Genomic DNA, 26579 nt, shown 5'->3' on the forward strand with positions numbered 1-26579 from the left:
TACCATGACAACGAATGTGACCCCAACCATAAAATGCCGGGTAGTGACGCACTACATCGAAGATCAGTCAGAGCCGGACAATCAGCGCTACGTTTTCTCCTACACCATCACCATTGCCAACCTTGGCCAGAGCGAAGCCCAACTGCTCAGCCGCCGCTGGCTGATCACCGATGCCAACGGCAAAAAGCTGGTGATCGAGGGGGAAGGAGTGGTCGGTGAACAGCCGGTTATCGCCGCTCACGATGAATACACCTACACCAGCGGGACCATCATCGAAACCCCACTGGGTGTCATGCAGGGCCACTACGTGATGGCTGATGAAAACGGGGATGAATTCCTGGCAGAAATCGCGCCGTTCCGTCTCTCTGTGCCCAATATTCTCCACTGAGGAAACTATGTCGACATATCTGGTCGGAGACATCCAGGGCTGCTTTGATGACCTGACGCAGCTGCTGGATCAGGCCGGTTTCAATCCTGCCCGCGACGAACTCTGGCTGACCGGTGATCTGGTCGCCCGCGGGCCACAGTCGCTCGAAACCCTGCGGTTTGTGAAATCGTTAGGCGATCGCGCCACCACGGTGCTGGGCAACCATGATCTGCACCTGCTGGCGGTCGCTGAGGGCATTGCCAAAAACAAGCCCAAAGACAAGCTACAGCCACTGCTGGACGCGCCGGATCGCGATGAGCTGCTGCACTGGCTGCGCCACCAGCCGTTGCTGGCTGAGCACCCGCACCACGATTTTGTGATGAGCCATGCCGGAATCCCACCGCAGTGGGATCTGAGCCAGTCCCGTGATGCCGCTCGCGAAGTGGAGCAATGCCTGCAGAGCGACCGCTATTTATGGTTGCTAGAAAACATGTACGGCAACGGCCCGGACACCTGGCAGCCGACGCTGCACGGTATCGAGCGTTACCGCTACATCATCAACGCTTTTACCCGCATGCGGTTCTGCTACCCGGACGGGCGGCTTGACATGGCATGCAAGCTAGCACCAGTGCAGATCGATCATCATGAGCTCCTGCCCTGGTTCAGCCTGCCACGTCAGGCCATCGGCAAAACCATGATCTTTGGTCACTGGGCGGCACTGATGGGTCACCAGGACGAGCAAGTGATCGGACTGGACACCGGCTGCGTCTGGGGCAACAGCCTGACTCTGTTGCGCTGGGACGACGGTGCACAATTTTCCCATGCCTGCCCGGTTCACGCGTAAGCAACACACCTTGAACGCGGTATGAAAGTGGCAGGCACAAAAGTAAAAAGGCTGGTGCGCTAAGCGACCAGCCTTTTCTTTATGGGTATGATTGAGTGACGTTTTATCTGTTAACGTTCCAGAATAACAAAACGCATGGCGTGGGCATTCTTCTCGTCAGCCGCGTAGGACTCGCTGTGCACTTCCTGCCAGGTGTCATCCCAGGCCGGGAAGCAGGTGTCCCCTGCAACCGTCAGGTCAATAAACGTCAGGTACAGTCGGTCGGCCAACGGCAGGCACGCTTCATAAATACTGCCGCCCCCGATGATCATCAGCTCTTCCACATCACCGGCCGCAGACTGGGCAGCCGCGATATCCGATACTACCGTGACACCTTCCGCCGTAAAATCCGGATTGCGGCTGATCACGATGTTCTGACGTCCCGGCAACGGACGACCAATCGACTCAAAGGTTTTCCGCCCCATCACAATTGGCTTACCCATGGTGACTTTTTTGAACCAGGCGAAATCGGCTGGCAAATGCCAGGGCATTGCATTATCTTTGCCAATTACCCGATCCTTGGCCATTGCGGCTATCATGCTGATCTTCATCTTTGCTCCTTGGAATTCAGTTACCGTGCCGAGTTATACCACAGGTCGGCGACGGTAAAACAGTAATCCCGGCATTGCCAGGCCAATCGCCAGTGACGCAACGATAAATGTCGCCTTGAGCAGGTTCTCGATCAGCATGCCCCACAACTCCGGCGAAAATCCCCGGTGGTTAAGCTCCACCAGCGCAATCATCGCCTTAAAGGCAAACACGCCCGGCACCATCGGAATCATCGCCGCGACCGTAAACACCTTCGGGTGAGCCAGAAAACGGTGTGACCAGTGAACGCCAATCATCCCGACCAAAGTGGCCGCACACAGGGTGGCCCACTCAATCGAGAGCCCCCAGTGCATCAACACAAACCGGCAACCATGGCCCAGCGCGCCACCAATGGCGCAGTACTTCAGGGCGCGGGGCGGGACGTTAAATACCAGTGCAAACCCGACCGCCGGGATCAGGGCAAAAAACATGTCGTTGAGCAAGGCCAACAGAAATTCCAGAACCGTCATTACAACCACCCCCATACACCCAGAACATTCATCGCCGCCACAATGCCCATACTGGTGGCCAGCGTCAGCAGGCTGGCAAGGGTCCAACGGGCGATCCCCATGTTGGCAAAGCCTTTCACCATATCCGACACCGCATTGATCAACGGGAACCCCGGCACCAGCATCAGCACCGAGGAAGCCATGGCAATAAACGGGGTTTCCCCGATCTGATAAACCTGGCCGAACCCGGAAATCAGGGTGGTGACAAAGGCGGTAATACCGAAGTTCAGCAGCGGATTAAAATGGCAGTGGGCAATTTCCTGACGCACAAACATGCCGACAGAAGAAGCGATGAAGGTCAGTAAAAACACCGGCCAGTCGCCCCCGGCAAGACGGCTGAACGACGCGCAGGACAGGCCGATCATCACGATCACCAGAAATCGGTTGTAGCGCAGCGGCTTGATGCGATCCAGCCGTTGCTGGACACCGTGTACATCGAGCATCCCCCGCTCGGCCATGATGCAGACCCGCTGGATCTCTGTGACCACCTGCATGTTGATCCCGCGATCCTGACAACGCCGGGTAGTGGTGATGCATCTCCCCTGATGCAAGGTCGTCAAAACCATGGAGCTGGCTGACAGCGAGACTTCTACACTTTCGACCCCTAACGCCAGCCCCAGACGGCGGGTCACATCCATCACCAGCATGCTCTCTGCACCGTGCTGCAACAAACGCTGCCCGGCCAAGACCGCCAGCCGGGAAATGTCCCGCTGTATCGGTTCTGTTAATGGTCTTTTCTCTCCCTGCATTGCGACTCCTTTACCCCAAACGGTGAATTTACGCCAAACTGTGAAGTTGATGCTGAATTATTATCCATAATGCGAGCCTCAGGGTTGATTCGGCACAAAAAAAGCCGCTCAGTTGAGCGGCTTTTTTTCATCAGGGCATTAAATCAAGGCAATTACGGCTTGTAGATGATCTCTACATCGTAGTCGTCTTCATTCCAGTCATCCCAGTCATCGTCGTCGTCATCAACGTTAGCTTTCTTAACTTGCTGCTCGTGATAATCGTCCCACTTGAACTCGACTTTCTTCTCGTCGCCTTCTTCCTCTTCTTCTTCGAAGACAGGGGCAGGCATCGACTCGATCTGCTTCATCAGATCGTAAGTCAGCTCTTTGGTTCCCATACGATTCAGGGCTGAAATGCAGTAGTAGTCACCTTCCCAGGCCAGTGCATCCAGAACTTCATCAATCTTTTCCTGAGCCTCATCTTCCGGCATCAGATCAACCTTGTTGAAGACCAACCAGCGTGGCTTATGAGCCAGCTTGTCGCTGTATTTTTCCAGCTCGTTCAGGATGATGAACGCATTTTCCACCGGATCAGAACCATCAGCAGGCAGCAGATCAATCATATGCAGCAGCACACGACAACGCTCAAGGTGCTTCAGGAAGCGGATACCCAGACCGGCACCGTCCGACGCCCCTTCGATCAGCCCTGGAATATCAGCGACAACAAAGCTACGGTCGCTGTCGACACGTACGACACCCAGACTTGGTACCAGAGTCGTAAACGGGTAGTCAGCCACTTTCGGCTTCGCAGCAGATACCGAACGGATGAACGTCGACTTACCGGCATTCGGCAGACCCAGCATACCCACATCCGCCAGCAGCAGCAGCTCCAGGCGCAGGTGACGAATCTCACCTTTGGTACCCATGGTCTTCTGGCGAGGAGCACGGTTAACCGATGATTTAAAGCGGGTGTTACCCAAGCCGTGGAAGCCCCCTTTGGCAACCATGATCTTCATGCCATGCTTGGTCAGATCCGCAATCACTTCGCCGGTTTCTTCATCAATCGCACGGGTACCAACCGGTACACTCAGGACACAGTCTTCACCGCGCTTACCGGTACAGTTACCGCCGCGGCCATTTTCGCCACGCTGTGCAGCATGGAAACGTTCAAAGCGGTAATCGATTAGCGTATTAAGGTTCTCATCAGCCAGCAGGTAAACGTCACCGCCGTCACCGCCATCACCCCCGTCCGGGCCACCTTTCGGCACATACTTTTCACGACGGAAGCTTACTGTTCCGTTGCCGCCATCACCGGCGTCAACACGAATTACCGCTTCATCTACAAACTTCATCTCTTACTCCGCACTGTGGCGTTAAACTCTGTCATCCCGACGTCGCGGGATACTATTAACCTATTGTACTACCAAACACCGCGCTATTCCGGCTTTTCCCAAAGCGGGTTGTCATCCGTTTTAACGGCGACCGAGCAAACGGTGTCCAATCGCACTGAACATCGCACCACTCACAACCACGAACGCTCCGATATAACCCAGCGTATTCAACGCGGCTGGCGCAACATGATCCGGCCAGATCAAACTGGCAAGATCCACAAATATGATCGTAAACAACGGCGTCAGCGTGATCACGGCACTGACTTTAGATGCCTGCCAGCGGGCCATTGCCTCGGCAAAAGCGCCATAGCCAACCAGCGTATTCAGGCAGCAGAAAACCAGCATACCGAGCTGCCGGTTGTCCATCAGCTGGAGCTGGGCCGGGCTGGCTAACGGGGTCAGCATCAGAGCGCAGATCAAATAGATCATCAGCAGGATCTGCGGTGAGGTATAGTACTTCAGCATGCTCTTTTGTGCCAAGGCATATACCACCCAGATCAGGGCTGCGGCTACAGCCAACAAGACCCCGGTCGTGTAACTGCTCAGGCTGGTAAACAGCTCTGCCAGCCGTTCGTTGAAAAACAGCAGCAGGCCAGCTAACAAGCCAATGACACCGATGATCTGGTGCCGACCGAGCGCTTCTTTAAAGATCCAGGCGCTGCTGAGCAGCAGCAGTACCGGAGCCAGCTGAATAATGACCTGTACAACAGGCGGACTCAAATACTCCAACGCACTGTTGAACAACACAAAATTACCAGCCAGGCCTATGCTGGCCAACACCAGCAATCCCCCGACCGAAGCGCCGACACGGGAAACCGCAGGCAGCTGACGCCGAAATCCAAGCCACAACCCCAAGCCCAGCGACGCTGCCATAAAGCGATACCAGACGATGGTAAAGGGGTCCATGACCTCCACCGCCTGCTTCATAGCGATGGGCAACGCCCCCCAGAACACGGCGGTCACTAACGCCAGTGATATCCCTACCATAGGGCTTTGCTGCGGCATAGCGCCTCCCATAACAAAAAGCCCCGCCTAATCGGCAGGGCTTTATCATTCGTTACGAGACTGAATTATTCAGCTTCGATAGAAACGAATTTACGGTTCTTAGGACCTTTAACTTCGAATTTCACTTTGCCGTCAGACAGAGCGAAAAGAGTGTGGTCTTTACCGCAACCTACGTTGTTACCAGCGTGGAATTTAGTACCACGTTGACGAACGATGATGTTACCTGCTAGTACAGATTCGCCACCGAAACGCTTAACACCTAGGCGTTTGCTTTCTGAATCACGGCCGTTACGAGTAGAACCGCCAGCTTTTTTGTGTGCCATCTTTAAATTCTCCTGTTATTAAGCGCTGATGCCAGTAATTTTGACTTCAGTGAACCACTGACGGTGGCCCATTTGCTTACGAGAGTGCTTACGACGACGGAACTTAACGATTTTAACTTTATCGCCACGACCGTGAGTAACTACTTCTGCAGTTACTTTACCGCCAGCTACGAAAGGTGCGCCTACAGTTACTTCTTCGCCGTTAGCTACAAGAAGAACTGAATCAAATTCAACGCTTGCGCCAGTTTCAGCGTCTAGTTTTTCTAAGCGAATTGTTTGGCCTTCGCTTACACGGTGTTGTTTACCACCACTTTGGAAAACAGCGTACATGTCTTACTCCGCTAGTCCGCATAGGCCATCTGCCGGGATAAAAATCGGGCAATGGGTATGCGCTTAATCTTGTCATCAATAGGGCGCGAATGTTACGCGAAAACGGGGCTACTGGCAAGCGCTTGTGCAAAGAAAATTGGCGAAAAGCTGCACAAAGATAAAACTCACTGATTTAAACACAATCGAGGTTATGAAGATCGGCGCCATTTGGTGTAGTATTCGAAAAACAATTTTCGCTGCTGATGATTCATGCCTGACTATGCAACTTATTGTGTTGCAGGTATTTATGGCCGCGCTGGCCATAGCTAAATCGCGATTACCGGGCGCTCCGACCCAATGTTGTCGGTATGTCTGAAAAATCAGCTGGCAGGCTTAACAATCCGCGCTTAAGCGGCACTCATTTTTGCTGGATGTACAATGGATTTTAAAGCTATCCAAGCGCTCACTGCCACCGACATGGCAGAGGTCGACGCGAAGATACTGGCGCAACTGAACTCAGAAGTCGCCCTCATCAATCAACTTGGTTTTTACATTGTCAGTGGCGGCGGTAAACGCCTGCGTCCGATGCTGGCAGTGCTGGCGGCCCGTGCGCTGGGTTACGAGGGTGAAAAACACACCACCGCCGCGGCATTCATTGAATTTACCCATACCGCGACCCTGCTGCATGACGACGTGGTTGATGAATCCGACATGCGCCGTGGTAAAGCGACCGCCAATGCCACCTTCGGTAACGCCGCCAGCGTACTGGTAGGTGACTACATCTACACCCGCTCATTTCAGATGATGACCAGCCTGCGATCGCTGCGGATCCTCGACATCATGAGTGAGGCCGTGAATGTGATCGCGGAAGGTGAAGTGCAGCAGCTAATGAACTGCAACGATCCTGATACCACCGAAGACAACTACATGCAGGTGATCTACTCCAAGACTGCCCGCCTGTTTGAAGCCGCTACCCAGATCGCCGCGATCCTGGTTGATGCGCCGGCAGAGATCGAAACCGCGTTGCAGGATTACGGCCGCTACCTGGGTACCGCATTCCAGCTGGTTGACGATGTGATGGATTACACCGCCGACGGTGAGGAAATGGGCAAGAATGTCGGTGACGACCTGGCGGAAGGCAAACCTACCCTGCCGCTGCTGCACGCGATGCGCCACGGTGATCCTGAACAAACGGCGATGATCCGTGAAGCGATTGAACAAGGAAACGGCCTGGATAAACTGGAGCCGATTCTGGCGTGCATGAAAGAGCACGGCTCGCTGGCATACACCCAGCAACGCGCTGAAGAAGAGGCTGAGAAAGCGATTGCCAGCCTGACGGTGATCCCAGACAGTGAATACAAAGCCGCTCTGATTGCACTGGCGCACCTGGCTGTGCACCGCAGCAAGTAATTCGCCTGTTCGGCGAACAGCATTCAAAGCCTGCCTGCGGCAGGCTTTTTTGTTACTTGCCACATGGCGATGCTAAAACGCCAGATCAATCCCAGCCGGTTAGTGTTGCATCCAATCCTCACCCCTAAACCACAACTCTTGATGCGCCTCTAAGGCCGTGTAAGCGCTTTTGTGGCCATTCCCGTAACTTGTCCCCCACCTTCACATCACCGCCTCATGCGGACCTCTACAGCGGTTTTATCACCCTTCCCCTTATGCGTTAGCGCTATAGACGTCAGCTCCGTAGACGTTAGAGTCATAGATATCAGCCTGTAGCCGTTAAGGCCGTATGCGTGAGGCCCATACGCTATAGTTAGTGAGACAAGGATCATTAGGATCCTTGCGGGAGGACACTATGCAAGCCAAAGATCTCAAACCGGGAATGTGGGTCGAATACCAGCAAGGGGTGGCCGAAGTGGTCGATGTGGATCTGGAGCACAACACCGCGATCATTGAAAATATGAGCGATCATCGCCGGATCAATATTAACTGCGGCGATCTGGCTGAACAGCCTCAGCTTCACACCGGTTGCGACAGCTATTATTAAGAGGCTGATAAGACTAAATCAGCGTTCAGAACAAGCGTGTATAGCCCGATAGACAAACGGCCTAAAACCTAAGCCAATGTAGCTTAAACCTTTGTATCGTAAACCTTTGTCGCGAAAACCAAGCGATTTACCGCGTCGCTTCGCCCGGTTCTTTACCTGATTGGATGTCTTGTCATTCTGACAGGTTCCAGCATCTCGCTACGGCCTCTGTGGCGGACTCTCCCACAATAATGTCACAACCGGCTTTGCTCCTGACGACCATTCCTTTTTCCAATAAAAAAGCGGCCATGATGGCCGCTTTCGCGTGTTTTATTATAAGACGGGGATTATTTCGCTGCGAACTCTTCACCAATCTTGATATCGCCTTCCAGCGTCGCCAGCATACCTTCCAGCGCTTCTTGCTCGAATGTGCTCAACGTGCCGTAATCCATCACTTCTTCTACGCCGTTTTTGCCCAGCAGAACGGGTTGTGCGAAGAAGCGAGCGTGTTTACCGTCGCCTTCAACGTATGCACATTCAACAACACCTTGTTCGCCTTGCAGTGCGCGTACCAGAGACAGACCAAAGCGGCATGCAGCCTGGCCCATAGACAGTGTCGCAGAACCGCCGCCCGCTTTCGCTTCAACCACTTCAGTACCAGCGTTCTGGATGCGAGGAGTCAGGGCTTTGATTTCTTCTTCGCTGAACTCTACACCTTCAACCTGAGACAGCAGAGGAAGAATGGTTACGCCAGAGTGACCGCCGATAACAGGCACTTTCACTTGTGTTGGATCCAGGTTCTTCAGCTCAGCCACAAACGTTTCAGAGCGGATCACGTCCAGTGTTGTGATACCGAACAGTTTATTCTTGTCGTATACGCCCGCTTTTTTCAGAACGTCAGCAGCGATAGCAACTGTAGTATTCACAGGGTTAGTGATGATACCCACACACGCGTTCGGACAAACCACGGCAATTTTCTCAGCCAGTGACTTCACGATACCCGCGTTCACGTTGAACAGGTCAGCACGGTCCATACCAGGCTTACGCGCCACACCCGCAGAGATCAGTACTACATCGGCACCTTCCAGTGCTGGAGACGGATCTTCACCGCTATAACCTTTGATCGAAACCGGCGTCGGGATATGGCTAAGATCAACGGCTACACCAGGGGTAACAGGTGCAATGTCGTACAGAGCCAGATCTGAGCCCGCTGGCAGGTGGTTTTTCAGCAATAGCGCCAGAGCCTGACCGATACCACCGGCCGCACCAATTACAGCAACTTTCATGTTCGTTCTCCTTTACGATAGAAGTGTATGATCTTCAGACCTAATCATATGAAATCACACTCGAAAGCCGAGTGTGATTTCATATCAAAGGTTATGCAGAAGTTATAGCAAGCTACACCTAAATACAATCAGATGCCACTCGCTTTGCGATATTGCGCAAGCGGAAGAACAAAATGTGCTACATCTGTATAACATTTATTAATTGATGATTGACGAGACGGGTGATAAAAAAGCCGGATACCAGTCAATAATTATGCATATATTTGGCTTATAATGGTGATACATGCACCAATTTGCCTGAACACTGTTTGCTTGCAGCTCAATGGTTGTGCCAAAATACAGCACCCTCGTCCCTGTACATGAACTTTACTTATGCGAAATTCAGATAAACAAGAACGTTTAGTGAAGGCGTTCAAATCGATTCTTAAAGAAGAAAAATTCAGCTCGCAAGGCGAAATTGTTGACGCGCTGAAAGCTCAGGGGTTCGATAACATCAACCAGTCGAAAGTTTCGCGTATGCTGACCAAGTTCGGCGCGGTACGTACCCGCAACGCGAAAATGGAAATGGTCTACTGTCTGCCTGTCGAGCTGGGCGTACCAACCACCAGCAGCCCACTGAAAGAGCTGGTAATGGAAATTGGCTATAACAGCGCGCTGGTCGTTATCCACACCGGCCCGGGTGCTGCGCAAGTTATTGCCCGTCTGCTGGACTCTCTGGGCAAAGCAGAAGGTATTCTGGGTGTGGTTGCCGGTGACGATACCATCTTCATCACACCGACCAATGCCATTTCAACCGAAGAGCTGTATGATTCCGTCTGTCAGCTGTTTGACTACAGCAAATAACCACCCGGATTTCGTATAACTGATACCAGGCAGCCAACCTTTCCCTTCCTTTTCTGCCTGGTATTCATGAGATCCAGCTCACATTCAGACAAACTGTGACCAATTTCAGGCATTTCCCTCAAGATATTGATTAGAATATATAATTATTCTTTGCACTCTGTGTGTCATCAACATTTTCCAGCTCGTCAAATCACAAAAGCAATTAACATAATTTTAAATTTACTGTCTGATTTTGCTATCATTTGGCTGATTTGGATGTGTAATACCTTAGGCGCTACAGACCTTTCGTGCTGAGTTTTACAGCCGATTGTGGTTTTTTTACACCAGGTCGCTCGGTGTGATGGAGGAACACGTCATCACTTAAGCGCATACCCGGCAGAAAGAAACCATGACAGGTTAACTGGCCCCTAGATATTTATGCCGTTTCCAGCGATGGAAATGACTTCCCTCTGGGAATAACAACAATTAGGAAGGGACAAACATGGCATTTAAGCAACTCGTCAAAGTCAGTGCTCTGGCAGCCGCAGTCATGACTGCCGGTATGGCTAACGCACAAAGCTTCATCACTATCGGTACCGGTTCTGTGACCGGGGTTTACTACCCGACCGGTGGTGCTATCTGTAAGCTGGTTAACGCCGAGCGTAAAGTTCACAACGTACGCTGCTCGGTCGAATCAACCGGCGGCTCGATCTACAACGTCAACACGATGCGTGCCGGTGAGCTGGATTTCGGCGTGGTTCAGTCTGACTGGCAATACCACGGTTACAACGGCACCAGCCAGTTCGCCGAGCAAGGCCCGTACAAGAAAATGCGTGCAGTCTTCTCTCTGCATACTGAACCTTTCAACATCATTGCCCGTACCGATGCCGGTATCAACAGTGTCGAAGATCTGAAAGGTAAACGCGTTAACATCGGTAACCCGGGTTCCGGTGACCGTGCCACTATGGGCGTGGTCATGGATGCCATGGGCTGGACCAATGCTGATTTTAAACTGGTTTCCGAGCTGAAAGGCTCAGAGCGCTCACAAGCCCTGTGTGACAACAAGATTGACGCCTTTGTTTACGTGGTGGGTCACCCGAACGGTTCCATCAAGGAAGCGACAACCTCTTGTGACGCTAAACTGGTGTCTGCAACCGGCCCGGCCATCGACAAGATTGTGGCTGACAACCCTTACTACGCCAAAAGTACCGTACCAGGTGGCATGTACAAAGGTACCGATCAGGATGTACACAGCTTCGGTGTAGCCGCAACTCTGGTTTCATCGACAGACGTGCCGGATGAAGTGGTTTACGCCGTCGTCAAATCGGTGTTTGAGAATTTCGATACTTTCAAACGCCTGCACCCGGCATTTGCTAACCTGAAACCGGAAAACATGGTCAAAGACGGCCTGTCGATTCCGCTGCACCCAGGCGCAGAGAAGTACTACAAAGAAGCGGGTTACATCAAGTAACTCTTTGAGAAAACAACGCTTCTTTATCCAGCATGCGCCGCTTCCTGCGGCGCATGCTGTTTTTCCCTCATGATTCACAATTCACAACATTTTTAATTCCTTAGCCCATCAAAGAAGGATGATGCATGACGAAGACAACGCAAACGTCGACAGATGTGCAAGATATGGTGGCTCAGGCTGATACTGGGGCAAGAAGCCCGACGGGACTGGCTGGACGTATCTTGTGGCTGGTACCACTGTGTTGGTCGCTGTTCCAACTGTGGTATGCCTCACCGTTACCGTTTATTTTCAATTTTGGTGTATTAAACGATACCGAAGCCCGCTCTATTCACCTTGCATTTGCAATTTTCCTGGCCTTTACCGCCTACCCGGCTTTGGCCCGCTCCCCCCGCGACCGTATTCCGTTACTGGACTGGGTCTTTGCCCTGGCCGGCAGTTTCTCGGCCGCTTACCTGTTTCTGTTTTACACCGAGCTAGCAGGCCGTTCCGGCGCCCCGACCCAAATGGATATTGTGGTCGCCGTTACCGGGATGATCCTGCTGCTGGAAGCTACCCGCCGTGCTTTGGGGCCACCACTGATGGTGGTCGCCGGGATGTTCCTGCTCTACACCTTCGGTGGCCCGTATATGCCGGAGGTCATTGCCCATAAAGGGGCGAGCCTGAACAAGGCCATGTCGCACCTGTGGCTGACCACCGAAGGGGTGTTTGGTATCGCTGTCGGGGTATCGACCTCGTTCGTGTTCCTGTTTGTCCTGTTTGGCGCCATGCTGGAGCGTGCCGGAGCCGGGGCTTACTTCATTAAAGTGGCATTCTCCCTGCTGGGTCATATGCGGGGCGGCCCAGCCAAAGCGGCGGTAGTAGCGTCCGGTTTGTCAGGACTGGTCTCGGGCTCATCGATCGCCAATGTCGTAACGACCGGCACCTTTACCATCCCACTGATGAAAAAAGTCGGCTTTCCCGGTACCAAGGCCGGGGCCGTGGAAGTGGCCGCCTCAACAAATGGCCAGCTGACTCCGCCTATCATGGGAGCAGCAGCATTCCTGATGGTCGAGTATGTCGGAATTTCGTATGTCGAGGTGATCAGGGCTGCACTATTGCCCGCACTGATTTCCTATATCGCCCTGATTTATATCGTCCACCTCGAAGCGTGTAAGGCCGGAATGTCCGGGCTGCCGCGTCGCTACAAGCCAACGCTGGCGCAGAGCCTGCTGTCGTTTACCGGCACCATCCTCGGGCTGATCGTGATCAGCGCCGCCGTTTACTATGGCGTGGGCTGGACGAAAACCGTCTTTGGTGCTACCGCAACGCCGCTGATCGGGGCAATCGTACTGATTGCTTACGTGGCATTGGTCAGGATATCAGCCCGTTACCAGGATCATACACTGGAAGACCCGAATGCCGAGCTGACGGAAGTGCCAGATCCGGGACCGACGCTTAAGTCCGGCCTCTACTTTCTGTTACCCATTGTGGTGCTGGTATGGTGTCTGACGGTTGAGCGTTTTTCACCGGGTCTGTCCGCATTCTGGGCCACCGTCTTTATGATCTTTATTCTGCTGACCCAGCGCCCGCTGCTGGCCTTCTTCAATCAGGAAAGTTCGCTGGCTGATGCCGCAAAAGTCGGTGTCATCGACCTGCTGGAAAGCCTGGTCAGCGGTGCGCGAAATATGATTGGAATCGGGGTGGCCACCGCCGCCGCCGGTATTGTGGTTGGGGTGGTCACCCTGACCGGTATTGGCCTGGTGATGACGGAGTTTGTCGAATTCATCTCCGGGGGCAGCATTATTCTGATGTTGGTGTTTACTGCGGTGATCAGCCTGATCCTGGGGATGGGCCTGCCGACAACCGCCAACTACATCGTGGTCTCGACCCTGATGGCCCCGGTCATCGTCACACTGGGCGCTCAGCACGGCCTGATCATTCCGCTAATTGCCGTTCACCTGTTCGTGTTCTACTTCGGAATTCTGGCCGATGATACACCACCGGTGGGGCTGGCCGCCTTTGCCGCGGCCGCGATTGCCAAAAGCGATCCGATCCGAACCGGTTTACAAGGTTTTGCCTATGACATCCGGACCGCCATCCTGCCGTTCATGTTTATCTTCAACACCCAGCTGTTGTTGATGGACATCGACTCCTGGTGGCATCTCGGCCTCACTGTCGGGTCAGCTATTCTGGCCATGCTCACGTTCTCTGCCGCCACCCAGGGATGGTGGTTTACCCGCACCAAGTGGTGGGAAGTGGCGGCACTGCTGCTGATCACCTTCTCGCTGTTCCGTCCGGGGTTCTGGTGGGACATGGTCTACCCGCCCAAACATGAAATGCCGGGCGTGCTGATTGCCGATGCCGCCGATAAGCTGGCAATCGGCGAGACTCTGGAGCTGCAGGTCAGTGGCGAAACTCTGGATGGCAAGCAATTTTCCAAGCATGTCATGCTGCCGTTTGCAGAAGGCGCGATCACGCCGGAAGACCGTATCGCCTCAACCGGCCTGATGCTGCGTCAGGACGGTGACAAAATGCTGGTTGATATGGTGGAGTTCGGCAGTCCGGCTGAACAGGCCGGGATTGATTTTGACTGGGAGATCACTGCCGTCAGCCTGCCTGCCGTACGACCGATGAAAGAGTGGGTGTTCATTCCAACTCTGGCGCTGCTGGCCTTACTTGGCTGGAATCAGCGTCGCCGGGCGAAAAAACTCGGCCATCTCTGATGATCAGGGCCGTTCGCTGCATCACAAAAGCAGCGGCCCAGCTTGGTATACACTTTAGGAAATATCCCCTTCCTGTTGGTGCAAGAGGACACTATGTATAAGCACATTCTGGTTCCCGTTGATCTGAACGATCAGGGGTTTGCCGACAAAGCGGTAGAAACCGCCGTGTGGCATGCCCGACAAAGCAATGCCACGCTGCACCTGATTAATGTCCTGCCGGGCATTCATATGGCCATGGTATCCAGCTATTTTCCCAAAGATGCCGCGCGGAAAATGCTGCAAGATACCCAGCAACAACTCAAAGTGTTTGCCGGTAACTGTATCCCGCCGGATATTGTGCACCATCAGCATGTCACCGAGGGTAAAACCTGGACCACCATTCTCGATTACGCCGAGCGGGTGGGCGCTGATCTGATCATCATGCCCAGCCACAAACGATCCAGAGTCGACAAAGTCATGCTGGGATCCGTGGCGGCCAAAGTCGTAGAGAACTCACCGATTCCGGTTTTGGTACTCAAACCGCAAGGCCATCTGGAAGAGAGCGAATCCGACGCTTGATGGTGCCCTGTCCGTCGACCGTCCCGGCGGTGTGTTGAGCCCCCCCTGATATATAAACTCAGCTCAACGCGCTCAACGCCTCCTACAATCAAAAAGCCCGCAACGATGCGGGCTTTTGCTCAACAGACAGAACCATTAACCATGGCGGTGTGGCAGCGTTGCCGCTTTATCCACTACGGCTGACGATGATCATAGCCCCAGCGGGGCACCAGACCTTGCTCAACCCCAAGATGGTCCAGAATACGCGCGACCATGAAATCCACCAGATCCTCAATGCTCTGCGGCTGATGGTAGAAGCCCGGTGCCGCTGGCATGATAGTGGCCCCCATCTGAGACAGCTTGAGCATGTTTTCCAGGTGCAGGGTCGAAAACGGGGTTTCCCGTACCACCAGCAGCAACTGCCCGCGCTCTTTGAGCACCACATCCGCTGCCCGCTCCAGCAGGTTATCCGACAAGCCGTGAGCCACGGATGCCAGCGTTCCGGCCGAGCACGGACAGACCACCATCTGTTTCGGAGCCGCAGAGCCAGAAGCCACCGGCGAAAACCAGTCTTCTTTACCGCAGACCGTCAGCTTGTCACCGTGACAGCCCAGATGGTTAACCAGCACCTGTTTGGCCGCGTCCGGCCCTGCCGGTAACTTCAGGCCATGTTCGGTGGCCAGCACCACCCGGGCGGCCGATGAGATCAGCAGAAAAACATCGTAATCGGCCGCCAGCAGGCATTCCAGCAGGCGCAAGCCATATGGCGCACCAGAAGCGCCCGTCCAGGCCAGGGTAATACGTTTGTCGTTATTCACCGGTCTCACCTTAGTTTGCACCTTGGTTTGCCGCGGAGTTACGACCCACTTCTGAGCAGGAGGATTTTTCACTCAGGGCAGCCAGTAGCTTACCGTGAATACCACCAAACCCGCCGTTACTCATCACCAGAATATTGTCGCCCGGCTGCGCGGCGGTCACAATACTCGCCACCAGACGATCCAGATCGGCATCGGTTGTCGCAGGTTGCTCACACAGCACGGCAATCTCGTCAACGGACCACGGAATGTTGTCCGGCTGATAGATGAACACTTCGTCAGCCGCCGCCAAGGCTGGAGCCAGATCCTGCTTATGCACACCCAGCTTCATGGTATTCGAGCGCGGTTCCAGTACCGCCAGGATCCGCTGCTCACCAACTTTGGCACGCAGCCCTCCCAAGGTCAGCTCTACCGCAGTCGGGTGATGCGCAAAGTCGTCATACACACGCACCCCGTTAATCTCACCTTTCAGCTCCAGTCGGCGCTTGGTGTTGATAAATTTCCCCAGCGCCTCGCACGCCAGATCCGGTGTTACCCCAACATGTCGGGCAGCCGCAATCGCCATCAGCGCATTATTGACGTTGTGATCGCCAATCAATTCCCAGTTGACGGTTCCTACCAACTGGTCATCCAGGTAGACATCAAACCGGCTGCCGGCATCATCTTGCTTACTTGCCCGCCAATAGCCATCCTCACCGATGTATTCCAGCTCACTCCAGCAACCCATCTCCAGCGTCTGGTCAATCGCCGGCACACCCTTCGGTGCCAGAATTCGACCATTCCCCGGCACAGTGCGTACCAAATGATGAAACTGACGCTGAATCGCCGCCAGGTTGTCAAAAATATCTGCGTGATCGAACTCGAGATTGTTCATTATGAGCGTTCGTGGTCGATAATGAACAAACTTAGAACGCTTATCGAAAAAAGCACTATCGTATTCGTCCGCCTCGACGACGAAAAACATACTTTCACCTAACCGCGCGGAAACGCCGAAGTTTCCGAGCACGCCACCGACCAGAAAACCCGGCTGATAGCCGCAATCTTCCAGGATCCAAGCCAGCATACTGGCTGTAGTGGTCTTACCATGGGTACCGGCCACGGCCATCACCCAACGGTCATGCAGCAAAATTTCCTGCAACCATTGCGGCCCCGAGGTATAGCGGAGGTTGTTGTTCAGCACATACTCCACACAGGGATTTCCGCGGCTCATCGCATTGCCGACCACCACCAGATCAGGTGCAGGGTTTAATTGAGCAGGATCATACCCCTCAATAATTTCAATACCTTGAGACTCAAGCAGAGTGCTCATTGGCGGGTAAACATTCGCATCACAGCCTGTCACTTTATGACCCAGCTGACGGGCGAGAACCGCCGCTCCGCCCATAAATGTGCCGCAAATTCCTAAAATGTGGATGTGCATAACTTTCGGCTCACTCGGTAAACAATATAAATTTCACGCTACTGCGTTACTTCAGTACCATAAAAAAGATCTTTATATACAATTCTTTAATTGCGAATAGACCACACTATTAAGCAGGCGTCTGCCAAATCGGGTATCAAAATGCTCCGCAGAGACATTGTACCCGACATAAATGCCCCAATGACAACATGATGCAAGGATTGTATATGTCCGATATTAGAACCCTTGGTGAGTTCATTGTCGAGAAACAAACTGACTTCCCCCACGCCAGCGGCGAACTGTCTTCGCTATTAGGTTCAATCAAACTGGCGGCCAAAATCGTCAACCGTGAAATCAACAAAGCAGGTCTGGTTGATATTACCGGTTCGATCGGCGGCCAGAATGTACAAGGGGAAGAGCAACAGAAACTCGATGTGTACGCCAACGATAAGTTCAAAGCTGCCCTTGAAGCCCGTGATCAAGTGTGTGGTGTAGCGAGTGAAGAAGAAGACGAAGCTGTCGCCTTCAACAAAGAGCTCAACCGCAATGCCAAGTACGTTGTTTTGATGGACCCACTGGATGGTTCTTCGAATATTGACGTAAACGTTTCCGTCGGTACGATCTTCTCTATCTACCGCCGCGTTTCTCCGGTGGGTACCCCTCCAACGGAAGAAGATTTCCTGCAGCCGGGCCACCGCCAGGTTGCTGCCGGTTACATCATTTATGGTTCATCTACCATGCTGGTTTACACAACCGGCAACGGTGTACACGGCTTTACCTACGACCCGTCTCTGGGTGTTTTCTGCCTGTCGCACGAGAACATGCGCATTCCTGAAGAAGGCCGCATTTACTCCATCAACGAAGGTAACTATTTCCGCTTCCCTATGGGCGTGAAGAAGTACATCAAATACTGCCAGGAGAATGTGCCGGAAGATCACCGTCCGTACACCTCTCGCTACATCGGCTCTCTGGTCGCGGACTTCCACCGTAACCTGCTGAAAGGCGGCATCTACCTGTACCCAAGCACTGCGACGCACCCTCAGGGTAAACTGCGTCTTCTTTATGAATGTAACCCAATGGCGTTCCTGATTGAGCAGGCGGGTGGTATCGCTTCTGACGGCAGTCGTCGCATCATGGACATTGAACCGACCGAACTTCACCAGCGGGTGCCGTTCTTTGTCGGATCGACCCCGATGGTCCGAAAAGTCGAAGCATTCCTCAAAGAATTCCCTGAACAGGAATAATCTGCAAAAACAGGCTGCCAATGCAGCCTGTTTTTTTGCATAATCACCCCCCTCACACTTCCGGCCTGTCCAAGCCTGCCGGAGGGCGTTGCGATTAGACAACGAATCGGCGATGTTGGTATTATAATTTCCAAACATCACCGCAAATAGTTAACTAAATAAAGGAAGAAACAATGAGCCTGAATCAGGTACCAGCTGGTAAAGACATTCCAGAAGATATCTACGTGGTTATCGAAATCCCGGCAAACGCAGATCCAATCAAATACGAAGTCGACAAAGACTCTGGCGCAGTATTCGTGGATCGTTTCATGTCTACGCCAATGTTCTACCCATGTAACTACGGCTACGTGAACCACACGCTATCTCTGGACGGCGACCCAGTTGACGTACTGGTTCCGACTCCATTCCCACTGGTTCCGGGTTCAGTGATCCGCTGCCGTCCAGTTGGCGTTCTGAAGATGACTGACGAATCTGGTGAAGATGCGAAAGTTGTTGCTGTACCACACAGCAAGCTGACAAAAGAATACGACCACATCCAGGACGTAAACGACCTGCCAGAACTGCTGAAAGCGCAGATCACTCATTTCTTCGAGCGTTACAAAGAGCTGGAAGCGGGCAAGTGGGTTAAAGTTGACGGCTGGGCTGACGCTGCTGCAGCTAAAGCGGAAATCCTTGAGTCATTCAAGCGCGCTCAGGAAAAATAATCCTGAAGAAAGCCGGGCATCAAGCCCGGCTTTTTTTATACTTGATCCTGTAGCCCATGCCGTTACCGGATGCACCCCCCACCGCTAACGCAGGCAAAAACACCGGAGTCTCCCCATGAAACAACGTATCCCCGGAGCCCTGATCGCCCTCGTCTGTTGGAGCGGACTGACACTCCCGGTCGCCGCGGAAGTGGTTTCCCCGGCCGAATTCTGGCAAACCTATCAGGCTCAGCCAAGTAATCCGCCACTGATTGTCGATGTTCGCACCCCGGCAGAATTTGCCGACGGTCACTTGCCCGGTGCCATCAATATTCCGTTTGATGACATCAAACAGCTGACATCACTGGAACCCGATACCTCGCGGCCAATTATGCTGTACTGCCAGTCAGGACGCCGTTCAGGCATAGCAGAAGCAGAGCTGGCAAAGCTGGGGTATACCCAGCTCTACAACGGTGAGAATTACCAGGCACTCGACGCCGCTATGCCTATGCGATAATAAAAAACCCGGCTCACAGGCCGGGTTTTTCGCTTTTGGTTCTGATGACTGAGACGATGATGTAAAGCCCTCAGGTTAAACCACGCTACACTGCTTGTCGCACTATCCGGCCACACCAGTCACCGCCGACAATCAGCGGCAGGCCGACCACAGTCTGCTGGTAGAGATAAACAAACGCGTCACCATAAGGTGTGGTCACAGTCGCCCGATCATACACCTCCGGGTACTCCTCCAGCTCATCAAGATCCCGCAGGATTGTCCGGTCAATCTCATAGACCTCCCCCACCAGCTGAGCACCACCTGCGGCCTGAACGGCTGCCGGGTAAGGCCCCAGATCATACAGGCAGTACCCGTAAGGCAAAGTATGCAGCCCCAGCAATGTCGCCTGACGAAGCAGGGAGTGGTTAGACTCCCCGTGTCGCAGGGTCCCGTAGACAAAAACCCTCACCGTCCCTTACTCCTGTTAGTTAAATTCGAACTGGTACAGCAGGTCGACCGCACTGTCGAGGCCTGACACCACTTCCACATAGAGATCTTTCATCAGGCGGTAACGCACCGTGAATTCCCCTATCGAGTTGAAGATCCCGACACCGTATTTGACCTGCAGCCCCGGCGCGATGTAACCACTGATCGTCACCTGGGAGTCATCGCCCGAACCGGCCGTATCCAGCGACAGGTCCTGCACCCCAAATGCCTCACCGATGTTACCCACCAGCTGGCCGCCCTGTGCCAGACCCATACTGATCAGAGCCATGGTCATCGCATCGCCGCTGTTCGACTCGCTGTCGAGATCCCGGCCACGCAGGATGTAAGACAGCGCGTTCTGCTGCGGCATCGCCGGATCCGAGAAAATGTCCGCCTTCGGATTATCCGCCGGGCCGGTTACCCGGATCCCTGCAATCACATCGTCCTCGATATTTTCCGGATCGCGAATCGCCTCAATCGACAAGTATGGCTGATCTGCCGGACCATTAAACAGCAGCTGGCCTTTGCGGATCACCAGTGTCTGGCCAAAGGAGCGGTAAGTACCGTCCTTCAGGTTCACCTCACCGAAGACCTGCGGCCCTTTATCATTCTGGCGGACATTCAGATCCCCCACCAGGTTAGATTTCAGGCCAAACGCACTCAGGCGTACATCATCCCCGATGCGAACCAGCACATTGGTTTTCACCGAGAACGGCATGGCTGACTCTTTTTCTACCGGCTTGAGATCTGCCGTCAGCAGGATCTCATCATCGGAAACGGCAACGGCAGATTCCGGCAGCTGATCCACGGTAATGCGGCCCCACGGAATTTCAACTTTACCCGTAATTTCCGCCTGTTGCGGACCGGCTTTGATGGTCAAATCCGGGCTCACACGCACGGCCAGCATCGGCGGCATGTTAACTTCCAGTTCGCGGCCATTAACCCGCAACTGAGTAGCCCAGTTCGCCATATCCCGCCAGTTGGCATCACCGGCCAGAGCCAGATTACCGTCCGGCGTCACAATCTTACCGTTCAGCTGAGCCTGATATCCTGAGAAGGTCGCCGTGATATCGGCATTCTTGATATCCAGTGGCACTTTACGGCCAATGGCCTGCACCTTGCTGACTTTCACCAGACCGTTAACCGCAGGGTGCATTGCCGGGCCCGACAGGTTCAGGTTGGCGTCAATCTGGCCACCGAACTTATCGTAATCCGCCACCAGCGGCTGCAGGAAGTCCAGCATAAAGCGATCCAGCTTCAGGTTGGCCTCTATCTGCTGTTCACCGGTCAGCTGAGTTACCCGTGCGCGGCCACTCAGATCGCCATTGTCTTTCACGGCAATCAGCCAGTCGGCGTTGAGCACATCCTGCTTCACTTCAGCATTCAGGGTTACCTTATCCCAGCCCAGCATCATTGGCTGCCCGTCCGGCTCGCTCTTTTGCTTCACAAAGCCAGCAGGCAGGGCAATGTTGGCCTGAACAAAAGGAGCAGAGTTCGGTGCCCAGGTCGCATCCACATGCGCACCCAGCGCGCCCTGCAATTCCACGTTCTCCGGCAGGAATGGCTTGATAATGGCAAAGTCGAAGTTATTCACGGCCAGCTTGGCACGCCCGCTGGCCCCCGCCGTCAGGTTTTCACTCAGGCACAGCGCAGACTTATCCTGCTTCCAGCAGTGCGCCGCAACCGTCGCAAGCTGAGTCTTGAACTGGTAACCAATCGGGGTCGAGCGATCCAGCTTCCACGGCCCAATCTCAGTATCAATTTCACCTTTTTCCAGACGCCCCTGCCAGCCCTGTTCGCGGTTAAGAGCCCCGGTCAGCCGCAAATCGGCACTGACCGGCTCGGCGTCCATCTTCAGCGTCAGCTCATGGCGTTGTTCGGTTCCACGGAAAATCAGTGCCAAATTCGCCAGGTTGAAGGTGTCAAACCGGCCGTCTGAGGCCAGCACCTGCAGATCCGCATCCAGCGCGGGCATCGGCTTCACTTTGCCTTTAATCGTCAGTTTTTCGAGATTGGCCAAATCCTGCCATCCCAACGCCTGGCCGGTCAGATCCAAAGCCAGATCCGGCTCTGCCATTTTACCTCTGACATCCACCCGTCCCTGTACTTTCCCGCGTAGCCCCGGCATTGACTGCGCCAGGTTCGGCGCATCAATGATCGCCAACATATCCCAGGTGTCGCTCAGGTTACCTTTCGCCAGCAAACCATTCGGACCATGCTTAATTGACAGTCCCGGCGTATTGAAGGTCAGGTTACCCTTGCCGCTGCGGTCGCTGGCGGACAGCTCGCCTTTCATATCCAGGCGCTGATCCATGACGATACCGTCCACCGTCAGCGCAGGCAGTTCGACATACCAGCCGCCCTGTTTGGTCAGGCCACCGGAGGTTTTCAGCTTCCCGCTGATATCACCCGGTACATCCGGCCACTCCAACCCCGGTTGAATATGGCTGAACGCCAGTTCACCCTGCCAGTTCACCAAATCTTTCCAGCTGGCTGACGCACTACCCGAGACCGTACCGCCCAGCGTTTCGACCATCAGCCGGCTCAGGGCGACATCATTCAGAGAGCCTTTCCCCTGCAGATCGGCCTTAACTGCCGGCATCGGTTTCCCGTCGATGTTACTCTTCAGGCTGAAGCTGTAACCGGATAGCTTCCCTTTTGCTGTCAGAGATGTGTCCTTGACGGTAAATTCCGCATCGCTGTCAATCGGCCACTGGATATTTTTACTGCTGACACTGACATCAAACGGTAGATCAGGGTCCAACGGTGACAGCTGGCCTTTCACCAGGGCATCAATGGTACCGCTCAGGCTGGCATCCAGCCCCAGTTTAACGGCACTGCCGGACGCTTTCAGCGCCAGCTTGTGCCCCGCCAGCGGTGCCATGGCGACATCCAGTTTCGCGTCCAGCGTCAGCGGATAATCCCCACTCAGGGTCACATTCGCTTTCGCGTCCAGTGTCCCCTGCGGGGCTTTGAGCACCAGCTTATCAATTTGCACTTCACTGCCTACGGTCGACGCCACCAGATCCAGCAGCTCCACCTTTTGCGGCGCTTCGCCCTCAAGGCTGAAGGACTTCACGGTAAAGCGTTCGACTGCAATATTCAGCGGAATCACCACTTCCGGCAACACGATCGGCTGAGGCTCACTCTGCTCAACAATCTCCGCTGCCGCGGAAGCATTTTCGGCCGCCGGTGCCAGTGATACCGAGACACCGTCCCAGTCAGTCGGCATGATAGTGACCTGATTCCCTTCCATCTTGGCAGCAGTACTGAATGTGTCCCAGGCAATCTTGTTGCCCAGAATATCCAGCGCCACATCGTTCAGCGCAATACGGTCAATCGAGATTGGCAACGGCAGCGTAATGGTGGTCACCGGTTCGCTGGCCGGCTCTTCCTCTTCTGACGGCGGCGGTACTTCCGGCATGCTGAAGCGGGTACCGTCAATGGCCAGCTCTTTCACGCACACCGCGGGTGTCAGCAGACATCCATCATCGATCGTCAATCCGAGGCGGTTCACCGCCAGATCAAGCGCACCGTCCTGATAGCGCACCTGCTCCAGCGCAAAGCCCTTCATCAGGCTCCCGCTGCTGCTGCCAACCGAAAGGGCCGGTAACGCTTTCTGGGCGCCCCACAGCGCGACCTTGATCCCGGCCGGTGTGTAAAGCAGCGCGGCAATCGCAATCACCAGCACCAGTAACAAGGCCAGTAAAGCCAAGGTTAGTCGTTTTACCCAAATCATATCTCTGGCCCCAAAACAAAGTGCAGTTGGAACTTATCCTTGTCTTTATCCAGTCCCCAGGCAAAGTCCACCCGCACCGGGCCGACAGGTGATGCCCAACGAACCCCGACCCCGGCACCAGCCAGCCAGTCCGGGCTGTCATTCCAGGCCGAGCCATAGTCATAAAAGACCGCGCCCCACCAGTTGCCGTACACCCGGTACTGGTATTCAGCCGTGGAAGTAAGCATATACTTACCGCCGCGCAGCCTACCTTCGCTGTCGCGTGGAGCAATGGACTCATAACTGTAGCCACGCAGGCTGTTATCACCCCCGACGAAGAAACGCATGGAAGGAGGAACATCTTCCAGACGGTCGGCAAACACGGCCCCGCCGTCAATGCGGACCAGGCCGCGGTGATCTTCCGCCCAGCTCCGGATCCAGGCAGAACGTCCACGTAAATGGAACAGGCGAGTGTCCGATCCCAGCGCTGGGTCAGAATACTCCATGGAAATCATTTGCTTGTCGCCCCAGGTTGGCATCGCACCACCTCGAACCCGGGTACGGTCATAGCTCAACCCCGGCAACACCATCGCCAGCACGCCGCTTTCTTCCGCGCCCTGGTTATAGTCTTCATACAGTACCCGTAAGGAAGCCACCCGTTTCCAGTTGCTATCGAGGCGCCAGTGACGCTCCAGACCCAGACTGTACTCGGTGCTGACCGTGTCATGGTTGTCGACATAGCGAATCCCGCCCACTACCTGGTAGTAGTCATTCAGAACATCATCCAACGGAATTTTGTAGACAGCCTCAATTTTCGGCTGGACCGTGGACAACTCCGTTTTGACATCCAGACTGTGCCCGGCACTGTTCAGCCATGGCTTGTGCCAGTTCATTTTCAGTCGCACCCCGACATCGGTTGAGTAACCGATACCGGTTTCAACCTGATTCCGTACCTGCGGGCTGAGCACGACATTGACCGGGATCTCCTCGTCATGACGCTGCGCAACGGCCCCGCCGACGAAAATGGAAGAGAACCAGCCAACATTGGACAAACGCTGGTTAAATTCCCCCAGCGAGGAAGCCAGATACGGATCCCCCTCTTCGTAAGGGATCAATGATTCGAGACGATCCAGATCAATCTGGCTGCCTTTAAAGGTGGTCTTGCCAAAGTGGTAACGCGCTCCACTGGCAAACTCGATCGTGATATAGGCTTCATTTCGGCTGGGAGCCACCTCCATCCGGCTGGTCAACAGCTCGGCATCAAAATAGCCTTTCCGCAGAGCCAGACTACTGAGCGAGGATTTGAGCGATTCATATTTTCCGTGATTCAGCGTTTTTCCCAGCCCCAGCCCGCTGTTGCGGACCAGTTCGATGACATCCGGATCATCTTGGGCATCACCGGTGATCTGAATATCACTTTTGGCGATCACGGTTTTTGGCCCCGGTTTGATGGCCACTTTCAGGACGCTGTTATCGCCGTCGACGGAATCTGTGAAGGATATCGTGGGGTTATAGCGCCCCAGCGCCTTCAGCGCATCGCGAATTTCGCCTTCCAGTTGCTGCCGAAAGCGAAGTGATGTGCTGTAGTCCTTCTCCGGAATGGCTGACACATAGGCATCAACATTGTCCTTCAACTTCCCTTTAACACCAGTAATTTCCAATGACGTCGCGGCGGAAACCGGAAGCGTAACGGATAGCGCAAACGCGGCGAGACTGTACCGCATAACATGTGTCTTCATTCTTATGACTTCATTTTTAGGATCTTCGTGTTATTTTTTTGCCTTGAGCAGTGTTAATTCTGACAAAGCCACGACTTAACTGCCAACATTTTGACAGGAAATAGCAAGGATGTTGATTGTCATTCCGGATTCCTCTACCTTGAGAGCAAATGATGACGTAAAAAGGAATGAACAATGTCTTCTGATAAGCTCAACATGCCAACGGCTGAAACGGCGTTAATCGGCCGGGCAACCCCTATTTTGCCAACCAGTGCGCATGCAGTAAATGGCACTGAACTCGATGACACCATCCCAGCCGGCCACGAAGTCCTGACGGTAGGGATGGGGTGCTTCTGGGGTGCTGAGCGGCTGTTCTGGAAACAACCCGGCGTGTACAGCACTGCCGTAGGTTACAGCGGCGGCTTAACACCGAACCCGACCTATGAAGAAGTGTGTACCGGTAAAACCGGCCATGCCGAAGTGGTACGGATTATTTTTGACCCGGTAGTGATCAGCTTAGATGAGTTGCTGACGCTGTTCTGGGAAAATCATGACCCGACTCAGGGAATGCGCCAGGGGAATGATATGGGGACACAATACCGCTCTGTCGTGTATACCCATTCAGACGAACAGACCGCCGCCGTGACCGACAGTATGGCGCGCTATCAGGCCGCGTTGGGTAGTCACCCCATCACAACGGAAATTGCCCCGGCGGGGAACTTCTATTTTGCTGAAGATTACCATCAGCAATATCTGGCCAAAAACCCGGATGGTTACTGCGGACTGGGTGGCACCGGTATCTGCATGCCACCTCAGTTTAAATAACGGTTACATCCCTTCTGCGGTCAACAGCTGAATTTCACGGTTCACTTCGCTTAACACGTTCAATGCTTTCTTATCGTGTTTTTTGGGCGGAAGCAGTCGACCGCAGTCAAACTCAAAACCACCGATACCGGAAATGAAGACCCGCCCACGGAAGTAATTTTTCACGTGGCGGGCAACTTGTGTCGGACGATAATGTTTAAAAATTCTCAGCATGATTCCCTCACAAACAGCCCTTATCTAATTGACCGTGTAAACAGCATATAGGTTCAGTTATCCCTTTATTCTTTTCACCAGCCTTC

The 26579-nt window shown here is 54.0% G+C and carries 26 protein-coding genes; 12 read left to right on the forward strand and 14 right to left on the reverse strand.

The window, feature by feature from the left end:
• Positions 1–4: 4 nt before the first annotated feature.
• Positions 5–388, forward strand: a complete 384-nt coding sequence (gene apaG / locus FH974_RS13975) for a Co2+/Mg2+ efflux protein ApaG (protein WP_047883682.1) — start codon at positions 5–7, stop codon at positions 386–388.
• A gap of 7 nt (positions 389–395) precedes the next feature.
• Positions 396–1211 (forward strand): bis(5'-nucleosyl)-tetraphosphatase (symmetrical) ApaH, encoded by an 816-nt coding sequence (gene apaH, locus FH974_RS13980; protein ID WP_047883681.1) that lies wholly within the window; start codon positions 396–398, stop codon positions 1209–1211.
• Positions 1212–1321: 110 nt separating this feature from the next.
• Here apaH and folA read toward each other — a convergent pair whose 3' ends face one another.
• From folA to rplU, 7 genes are all read right to left on the reverse strand, one after another.
• Positions 1322–1801, reverse strand: a complete 480-nt coding sequence (gene folA, locus FH974_RS13985; protein WP_047883680.1) for a type 3 dihydrofolate reductase — start codon at positions 1799–1801, stop codon at positions 1322–1324.
• Positions 1802–1834: 33 nt separating this feature from the next.
• A complete protein-coding gene (locus FH974_RS13990; RefSeq protein ID WP_047883762.1) occupies positions 1835–2308 on the reverse strand; it encodes a threonine/serine exporter family protein in 474 nt (157 codons plus the stop codon).
• A complete protein-coding gene (locus FH974_RS13995; RefSeq protein ID WP_047883679.1) occupies positions 2308–3096 on the reverse strand; it encodes a threonine/serine exporter family protein in 789 nt (262 codons plus the stop codon). Before FH974_RS13995 ends, FH974_RS13990 begins: the two co-directional genes overlap by 1 nt.
• Before the next feature lie 152 nt (positions 3097–3248).
• Positions 3249–4427, reverse strand: coding sequence for an Obg family GTPase CgtA (cgtA, locus tag FH974_RS14000; protein WP_047883678.1), 1179 nt, complete (start codon positions 4425–4427; stop codon positions 3249–3251).
• Positions 4428–4547: 120 nt separating this feature from the next.
• On the reverse strand, positions 4548–5471 hold the full coding sequence (locus FH974_RS14005; RefSeq protein WP_047883677.1) for a DMT family transporter: 924 nt from the start codon (positions 5469–5471) through the stop codon (positions 4548–4550).
• A gap of 65 nt (positions 5472–5536) precedes the next feature.
• On the reverse strand, positions 5537–5794 hold the full coding sequence (gene rpmA / locus FH974_RS14010) for a 50S ribosomal protein L27 (protein ID WP_036750185.1): 258 nt from the start codon (positions 5792–5794) through the stop codon (positions 5537–5539).
• A gap of 18 nt (positions 5795–5812) precedes the next feature.
• Positions 5813–6124: a 50S ribosomal protein L21 gene (gene rplU / locus FH974_RS14015; RefSeq protein WP_047880949.1), complete on the reverse strand. Its 312-nt coding sequence runs from the start codon at positions 6122–6124 to the stop codon at positions 5813–5815.
• 417 nt (positions 6125–6541) lie between these two features.
• On the opposite strand from rplU, the gene ispB reads away from it, so the two are divergent.
• Together ispB and FH974_RS14025 are read left to right on the forward strand one after the other, a co-directional pair.
• Positions 6542–7513, forward strand: coding sequence for an octaprenyl diphosphate synthase (gene ispB, locus FH974_RS14020; RefSeq protein ID WP_047883676.1), 972 nt, complete (start codon positions 6542–6544; stop codon positions 7511–7513).
• A 394-nt stretch (positions 7514–7907) separates the two neighbouring features.
• A complete protein-coding gene (locus FH974_RS14025; protein WP_047883675.1) occupies positions 7908–8099 on the forward strand; it encodes a hypothetical protein in 192 nt (63 codons plus the stop codon).
• 326 nt (positions 8100–8425) lie between these two features.
• Here FH974_RS14025 and mdh read toward each other — a convergent pair whose 3' ends face one another.
• Entirely contained in the window at positions 8426–9364 is a 939-nt protein-coding gene (gene mdh / locus FH974_RS14030; protein WP_047883674.1) for a malate dehydrogenase, read from the reverse strand.
• Positions 9365–9736: 372 nt separating this feature from the next.
• Between mdh and argR the strand changes: the two genes are divergently transcribed.
• From argR to FH974_RS14050, 4 genes are all read left to right on the forward strand, one after another.
• Positions 9737–10207, forward strand: coding sequence for a transcriptional regulator ArgR (argR, locus tag FH974_RS14035; RefSeq protein WP_047883673.1), 471 nt, complete (start codon positions 9737–9739; stop codon positions 10205–10207).
• A gap of 481 nt (positions 10208–10688) precedes the next feature.
• A complete protein-coding gene (locus FH974_RS14040; RefSeq protein WP_047883672.1) occupies positions 10689–11657 on the forward strand; it encodes a TAXI family TRAP transporter solute-binding subunit in 969 nt (322 codons plus the stop codon).
• A gap of 125 nt (positions 11658–11782) precedes the next feature.
• On the forward strand, positions 11783–14359 hold the full coding sequence (locus FH974_RS14045; protein WP_047883671.1) for a TRAP transporter permease: 2577 nt from the start codon (positions 11783–11785) through the stop codon (positions 14357–14359).
• 93 nt (positions 14360–14452) lie between these two features.
• Entirely contained in the window at positions 14453–14917 is a 465-nt protein-coding gene (locus tag FH974_RS14050) for a universal stress protein (RefSeq protein WP_047883670.1), read from the forward strand.
• Between the two features lie 173 nt (positions 14918–15090).
• Here the strand turns inward: FH974_RS14050 and FH974_RS14055 are convergent, their stop codons facing one another.
• Together FH974_RS14055 and mpl are read right to left on the reverse strand one after the other, a co-directional pair.
• Positions 15091–15714 carry a flavin prenyltransferase UbiX gene (locus FH974_RS14055; RefSeq protein ID WP_047883669.1) on the reverse strand — a complete coding sequence of 208 codons (624 nt, stop codon included), beginning with the start codon at positions 15712–15714 and terminating at the stop codon, positions 15091–15093.
• Positions 15715–15724: 10 nt separating this feature from the next.
• On the reverse strand, positions 15725–17131 hold the full coding sequence (mpl, locus tag FH974_RS14060) for a UDP-N-acetylmuramate:L-alanyl-gamma-D-glutamyl-meso-diaminopimelate ligase (RefSeq protein ID WP_047883668.1): 1407 nt from the start codon (positions 17129–17131) through the stop codon (positions 15725–15727).
• Positions 17132–17337: 206 nt separating this feature from the next.
• Between mpl and fbp the strand changes: the two genes are divergently transcribed.
• The 3 genes from fbp (at position 17338) to FH974_RS14075 (ending at position 19554) form a co-directional block, all read left to right on the forward strand.
• Positions 17338–18354: a class 1 fructose-bisphosphatase gene (gene fbp / locus FH974_RS14065; RefSeq protein WP_047883667.1), complete on the forward strand. Its 1017-nt coding sequence runs from the start codon at positions 17338–17340 to the stop codon at positions 18352–18354.
• A gap of 173 nt (positions 18355–18527) precedes the next feature.
• On the forward strand, positions 18528–19058 hold the full coding sequence (gene ppa / locus FH974_RS14070; protein ID WP_047883666.1) for an inorganic diphosphatase: 531 nt from the start codon (positions 18528–18530) through the stop codon (positions 19056–19058).
• 115 nt (positions 19059–19173) lie between these two features.
• Positions 19174–19554 carry a rhodanese-like domain-containing protein gene (locus tag FH974_RS14075; protein WP_047883665.1) on the forward strand — a complete coding sequence of 127 codons (381 nt, stop codon included), beginning with the start codon at positions 19174–19176 and terminating at the stop codon, positions 19552–19554.
• 85 nt (positions 19555–19639) lie between these two features.
• Here FH974_RS14075 and FH974_RS14080 read toward each other — a convergent pair whose 3' ends face one another.
• From FH974_RS14080 to tamA, 3 genes are read right to left on the reverse strand one after another with little or no spacing between them, the layout of a single operon-like run.
• A complete protein-coding gene (locus FH974_RS14080) occupies positions 19640–20002 on the reverse strand; it encodes a gamma-glutamylcyclotransferase family protein (protein WP_047883664.1) in 363 nt (120 codons plus the stop codon).
• 15 nt (positions 20003–20017) lie between these two features.
• Positions 20018–23758 carry an autotransporter assembly complex protein TamB gene (tamB, locus tag FH974_RS14085; protein WP_047883663.1) on the reverse strand — a complete coding sequence of 1247 codons (3741 nt, stop codon included), beginning with the start codon at positions 23756–23758 and terminating at the stop codon, positions 20018–20020.
• The gene (tamA, locus tag FH974_RS14090) at positions 23755–25461 is read right to left on the reverse strand and encodes an autotransporter assembly complex protein TamA (protein WP_242551837.1); all 1707 of its coding nucleotides are present in this window, start codon (positions 25459–25461) and stop codon (positions 23755–23757) included. The genes tamB and tamA overlap by 4 nt, the downstream gene beginning before the upstream one ends.
• 189 nt (positions 25462–25650) lie before the next feature.
• On the opposite strand from tamA, the gene msrA reads away from it, so the two are divergent.
• The gene (gene msrA / locus FH974_RS14095) at positions 25651–26280 is read left to right on the forward strand and encodes a peptide-methionine (S)-S-oxide reductase MsrA (RefSeq protein WP_047883661.1); all 630 of its coding nucleotides are present in this window, start codon (positions 25651–25653) and stop codon (positions 26278–26280) included.
• A 3-nt stretch (positions 26281–26283) separates the two neighbouring features.
• Here the strand turns inward: msrA and FH974_RS14100 are convergent, their stop codons facing one another.
• Entirely contained in the window at positions 26284–26493 is a 210-nt protein-coding gene (locus FH974_RS14100) for a DUF1107 domain-containing protein (RefSeq protein ID WP_047883660.1), read from the reverse strand.
• Positions 26494–26579 lie beyond the last annotated feature (86 nt).

Origin of the sequence: Photobacterium ganghwense (genome assembly GCF_017329545.1) — a bacterium.
GTDB lineage: Bacteria > Pseudomonadota > Gammaproteobacteria > Enterobacterales > Vibrionaceae > Photobacterium > Photobacterium ganghwense.

Excerpts from the sequence above, each read along its gene's own strand:
- apaG (WP_047883682.1), top strand. The coding sequence starts at position 5 with ATGACAACGAATGTGACCCCAACCATAAAATGCCGGGTAGTGACGCAC.
- apaH (WP_047883681.1), top strand. The coding sequence starts at position 396 with ATGTCGACATATCTGGTCGGAGACATCCAGGGCTGCTTTGATGACCTG.
- folA (WP_047883680.1), bottom strand. The coding sequence starts at position 1,801 with ATGAAGATCAGCATGATAGCCGCAATGGCCAAGGATCGGGTAATTGGC.
- FH974_RS13990 (WP_047883762.1), bottom strand. The coding sequence starts at position 2,308 with ATGACGGTTCTGGAATTTCTGTTGGCCTTGCTCAACGACATGTTTTTT.
- FH974_RS13995 (WP_047883679.1), bottom strand. The coding sequence starts at position 3,096 with ATGCAGGGAGAGAAAAGACCATTAACAGAACCGATACAGCGGGACATT.
- cgtA (WP_047883678.1), bottom strand. The coding sequence starts at position 4,427 with ATGAAGTTTGTAGATGAAGCGGTAATTCGTGTTGACGCCGGTGATGGC.
- FH974_RS14005 (WP_047883677.1), bottom strand. The coding sequence starts at position 5,471 with ATGCCGCAGCAAAGCCCTATGGTAGGGATATCACTGGCGTTAGTGACC.
- rpmA (WP_036750185.1), bottom strand. The coding sequence starts at position 5,794 with ATGGCACACAAAAAAGCTGGCGGTTCTACTCGTAACGGCCGTGATTCA.
- rplU (WP_047880949.1), bottom strand. The coding sequence starts at position 6,124 with ATGTACGCTGTTTTCCAAAGTGGTGGTAAACAACACCGTGTAAGCGAA.
- ispB (WP_047883676.1), top strand. The coding sequence starts at position 6,542 with ATGGATTTTAAAGCTATCCAAGCGCTCACTGCCACCGACATGGCAGAG.
- FH974_RS14025 (WP_047883675.1), top strand. The coding sequence starts at position 7,908 with ATGCAAGCCAAAGATCTCAAACCGGGAATGTGGGTCGAATACCAGCAA.
- mdh (WP_047883674.1), bottom strand. The coding sequence starts at position 9,364 with ATGAAAGTTGCTGTAATTGGTGCGGCCGGTGGTATCGGTCAGGCTCTG.
- argR (WP_047883673.1), top strand. The coding sequence starts at position 9,737 with ATGCGAAATTCAGATAAACAAGAACGTTTAGTGAAGGCGTTCAAATCG.
- FH974_RS14040 (WP_047883672.1), top strand. The coding sequence starts at position 10,689 with ATGGCATTTAAGCAACTCGTCAAAGTCAGTGCTCTGGCAGCCGCAGTC.
- FH974_RS14045 (WP_047883671.1), top strand. The coding sequence starts at position 11,783 with ATGACGAAGACAACGCAAACGTCGACAGATGTGCAAGATATGGTGGCT.
- FH974_RS14050 (WP_047883670.1), top strand. The coding sequence starts at position 14,453 with ATGTATAAGCACATTCTGGTTCCCGTTGATCTGAACGATCAGGGGTTT.
- mpl (WP_047883668.1), bottom strand. The coding sequence starts at position 17,131 with ATGCACATCCACATTTTAGGAATTTGCGGCACATTTATGGGCGGAGCG.
- fbp (WP_047883667.1), top strand. The coding sequence starts at position 17,338 with ATGTCCGATATTAGAACCCTTGGTGAGTTCATTGTCGAGAAACAAACT.
- ppa (WP_047883666.1), top strand. The coding sequence starts at position 18,528 with ATGAGCCTGAATCAGGTACCAGCTGGTAAAGACATTCCAGAAGATATC.
- FH974_RS14075 (WP_047883665.1), top strand. The coding sequence starts at position 19,174 with ATGAAACAACGTATCCCCGGAGCCCTGATCGCCCTCGTCTGTTGGAGC.
- tamB (WP_047883663.1), bottom strand. The coding sequence starts at position 23,758 with ATGATTTGGGTAAAACGACTAACCTTGGCTTTACTGGCCTTGTTACTG.
- tamA (WP_242551837.1), bottom strand. The coding sequence starts at position 25,461 with ATGCGGTACAGTCTCGCCGCGTTTGCGCTATCCGTTACGCTTCCGGTT.
- msrA (WP_047883661.1), top strand. The coding sequence starts at position 25,651 with ATGTCTTCTGATAAGCTCAACATGCCAACGGCTGAAACGGCGTTAATC.
- FH974_RS14100 (WP_047883660.1), bottom strand. The coding sequence starts at position 26,493 with ATGCTGAGAATTTTTAAACATTATCGTCCGACACAAGTTGCCCGCCAC.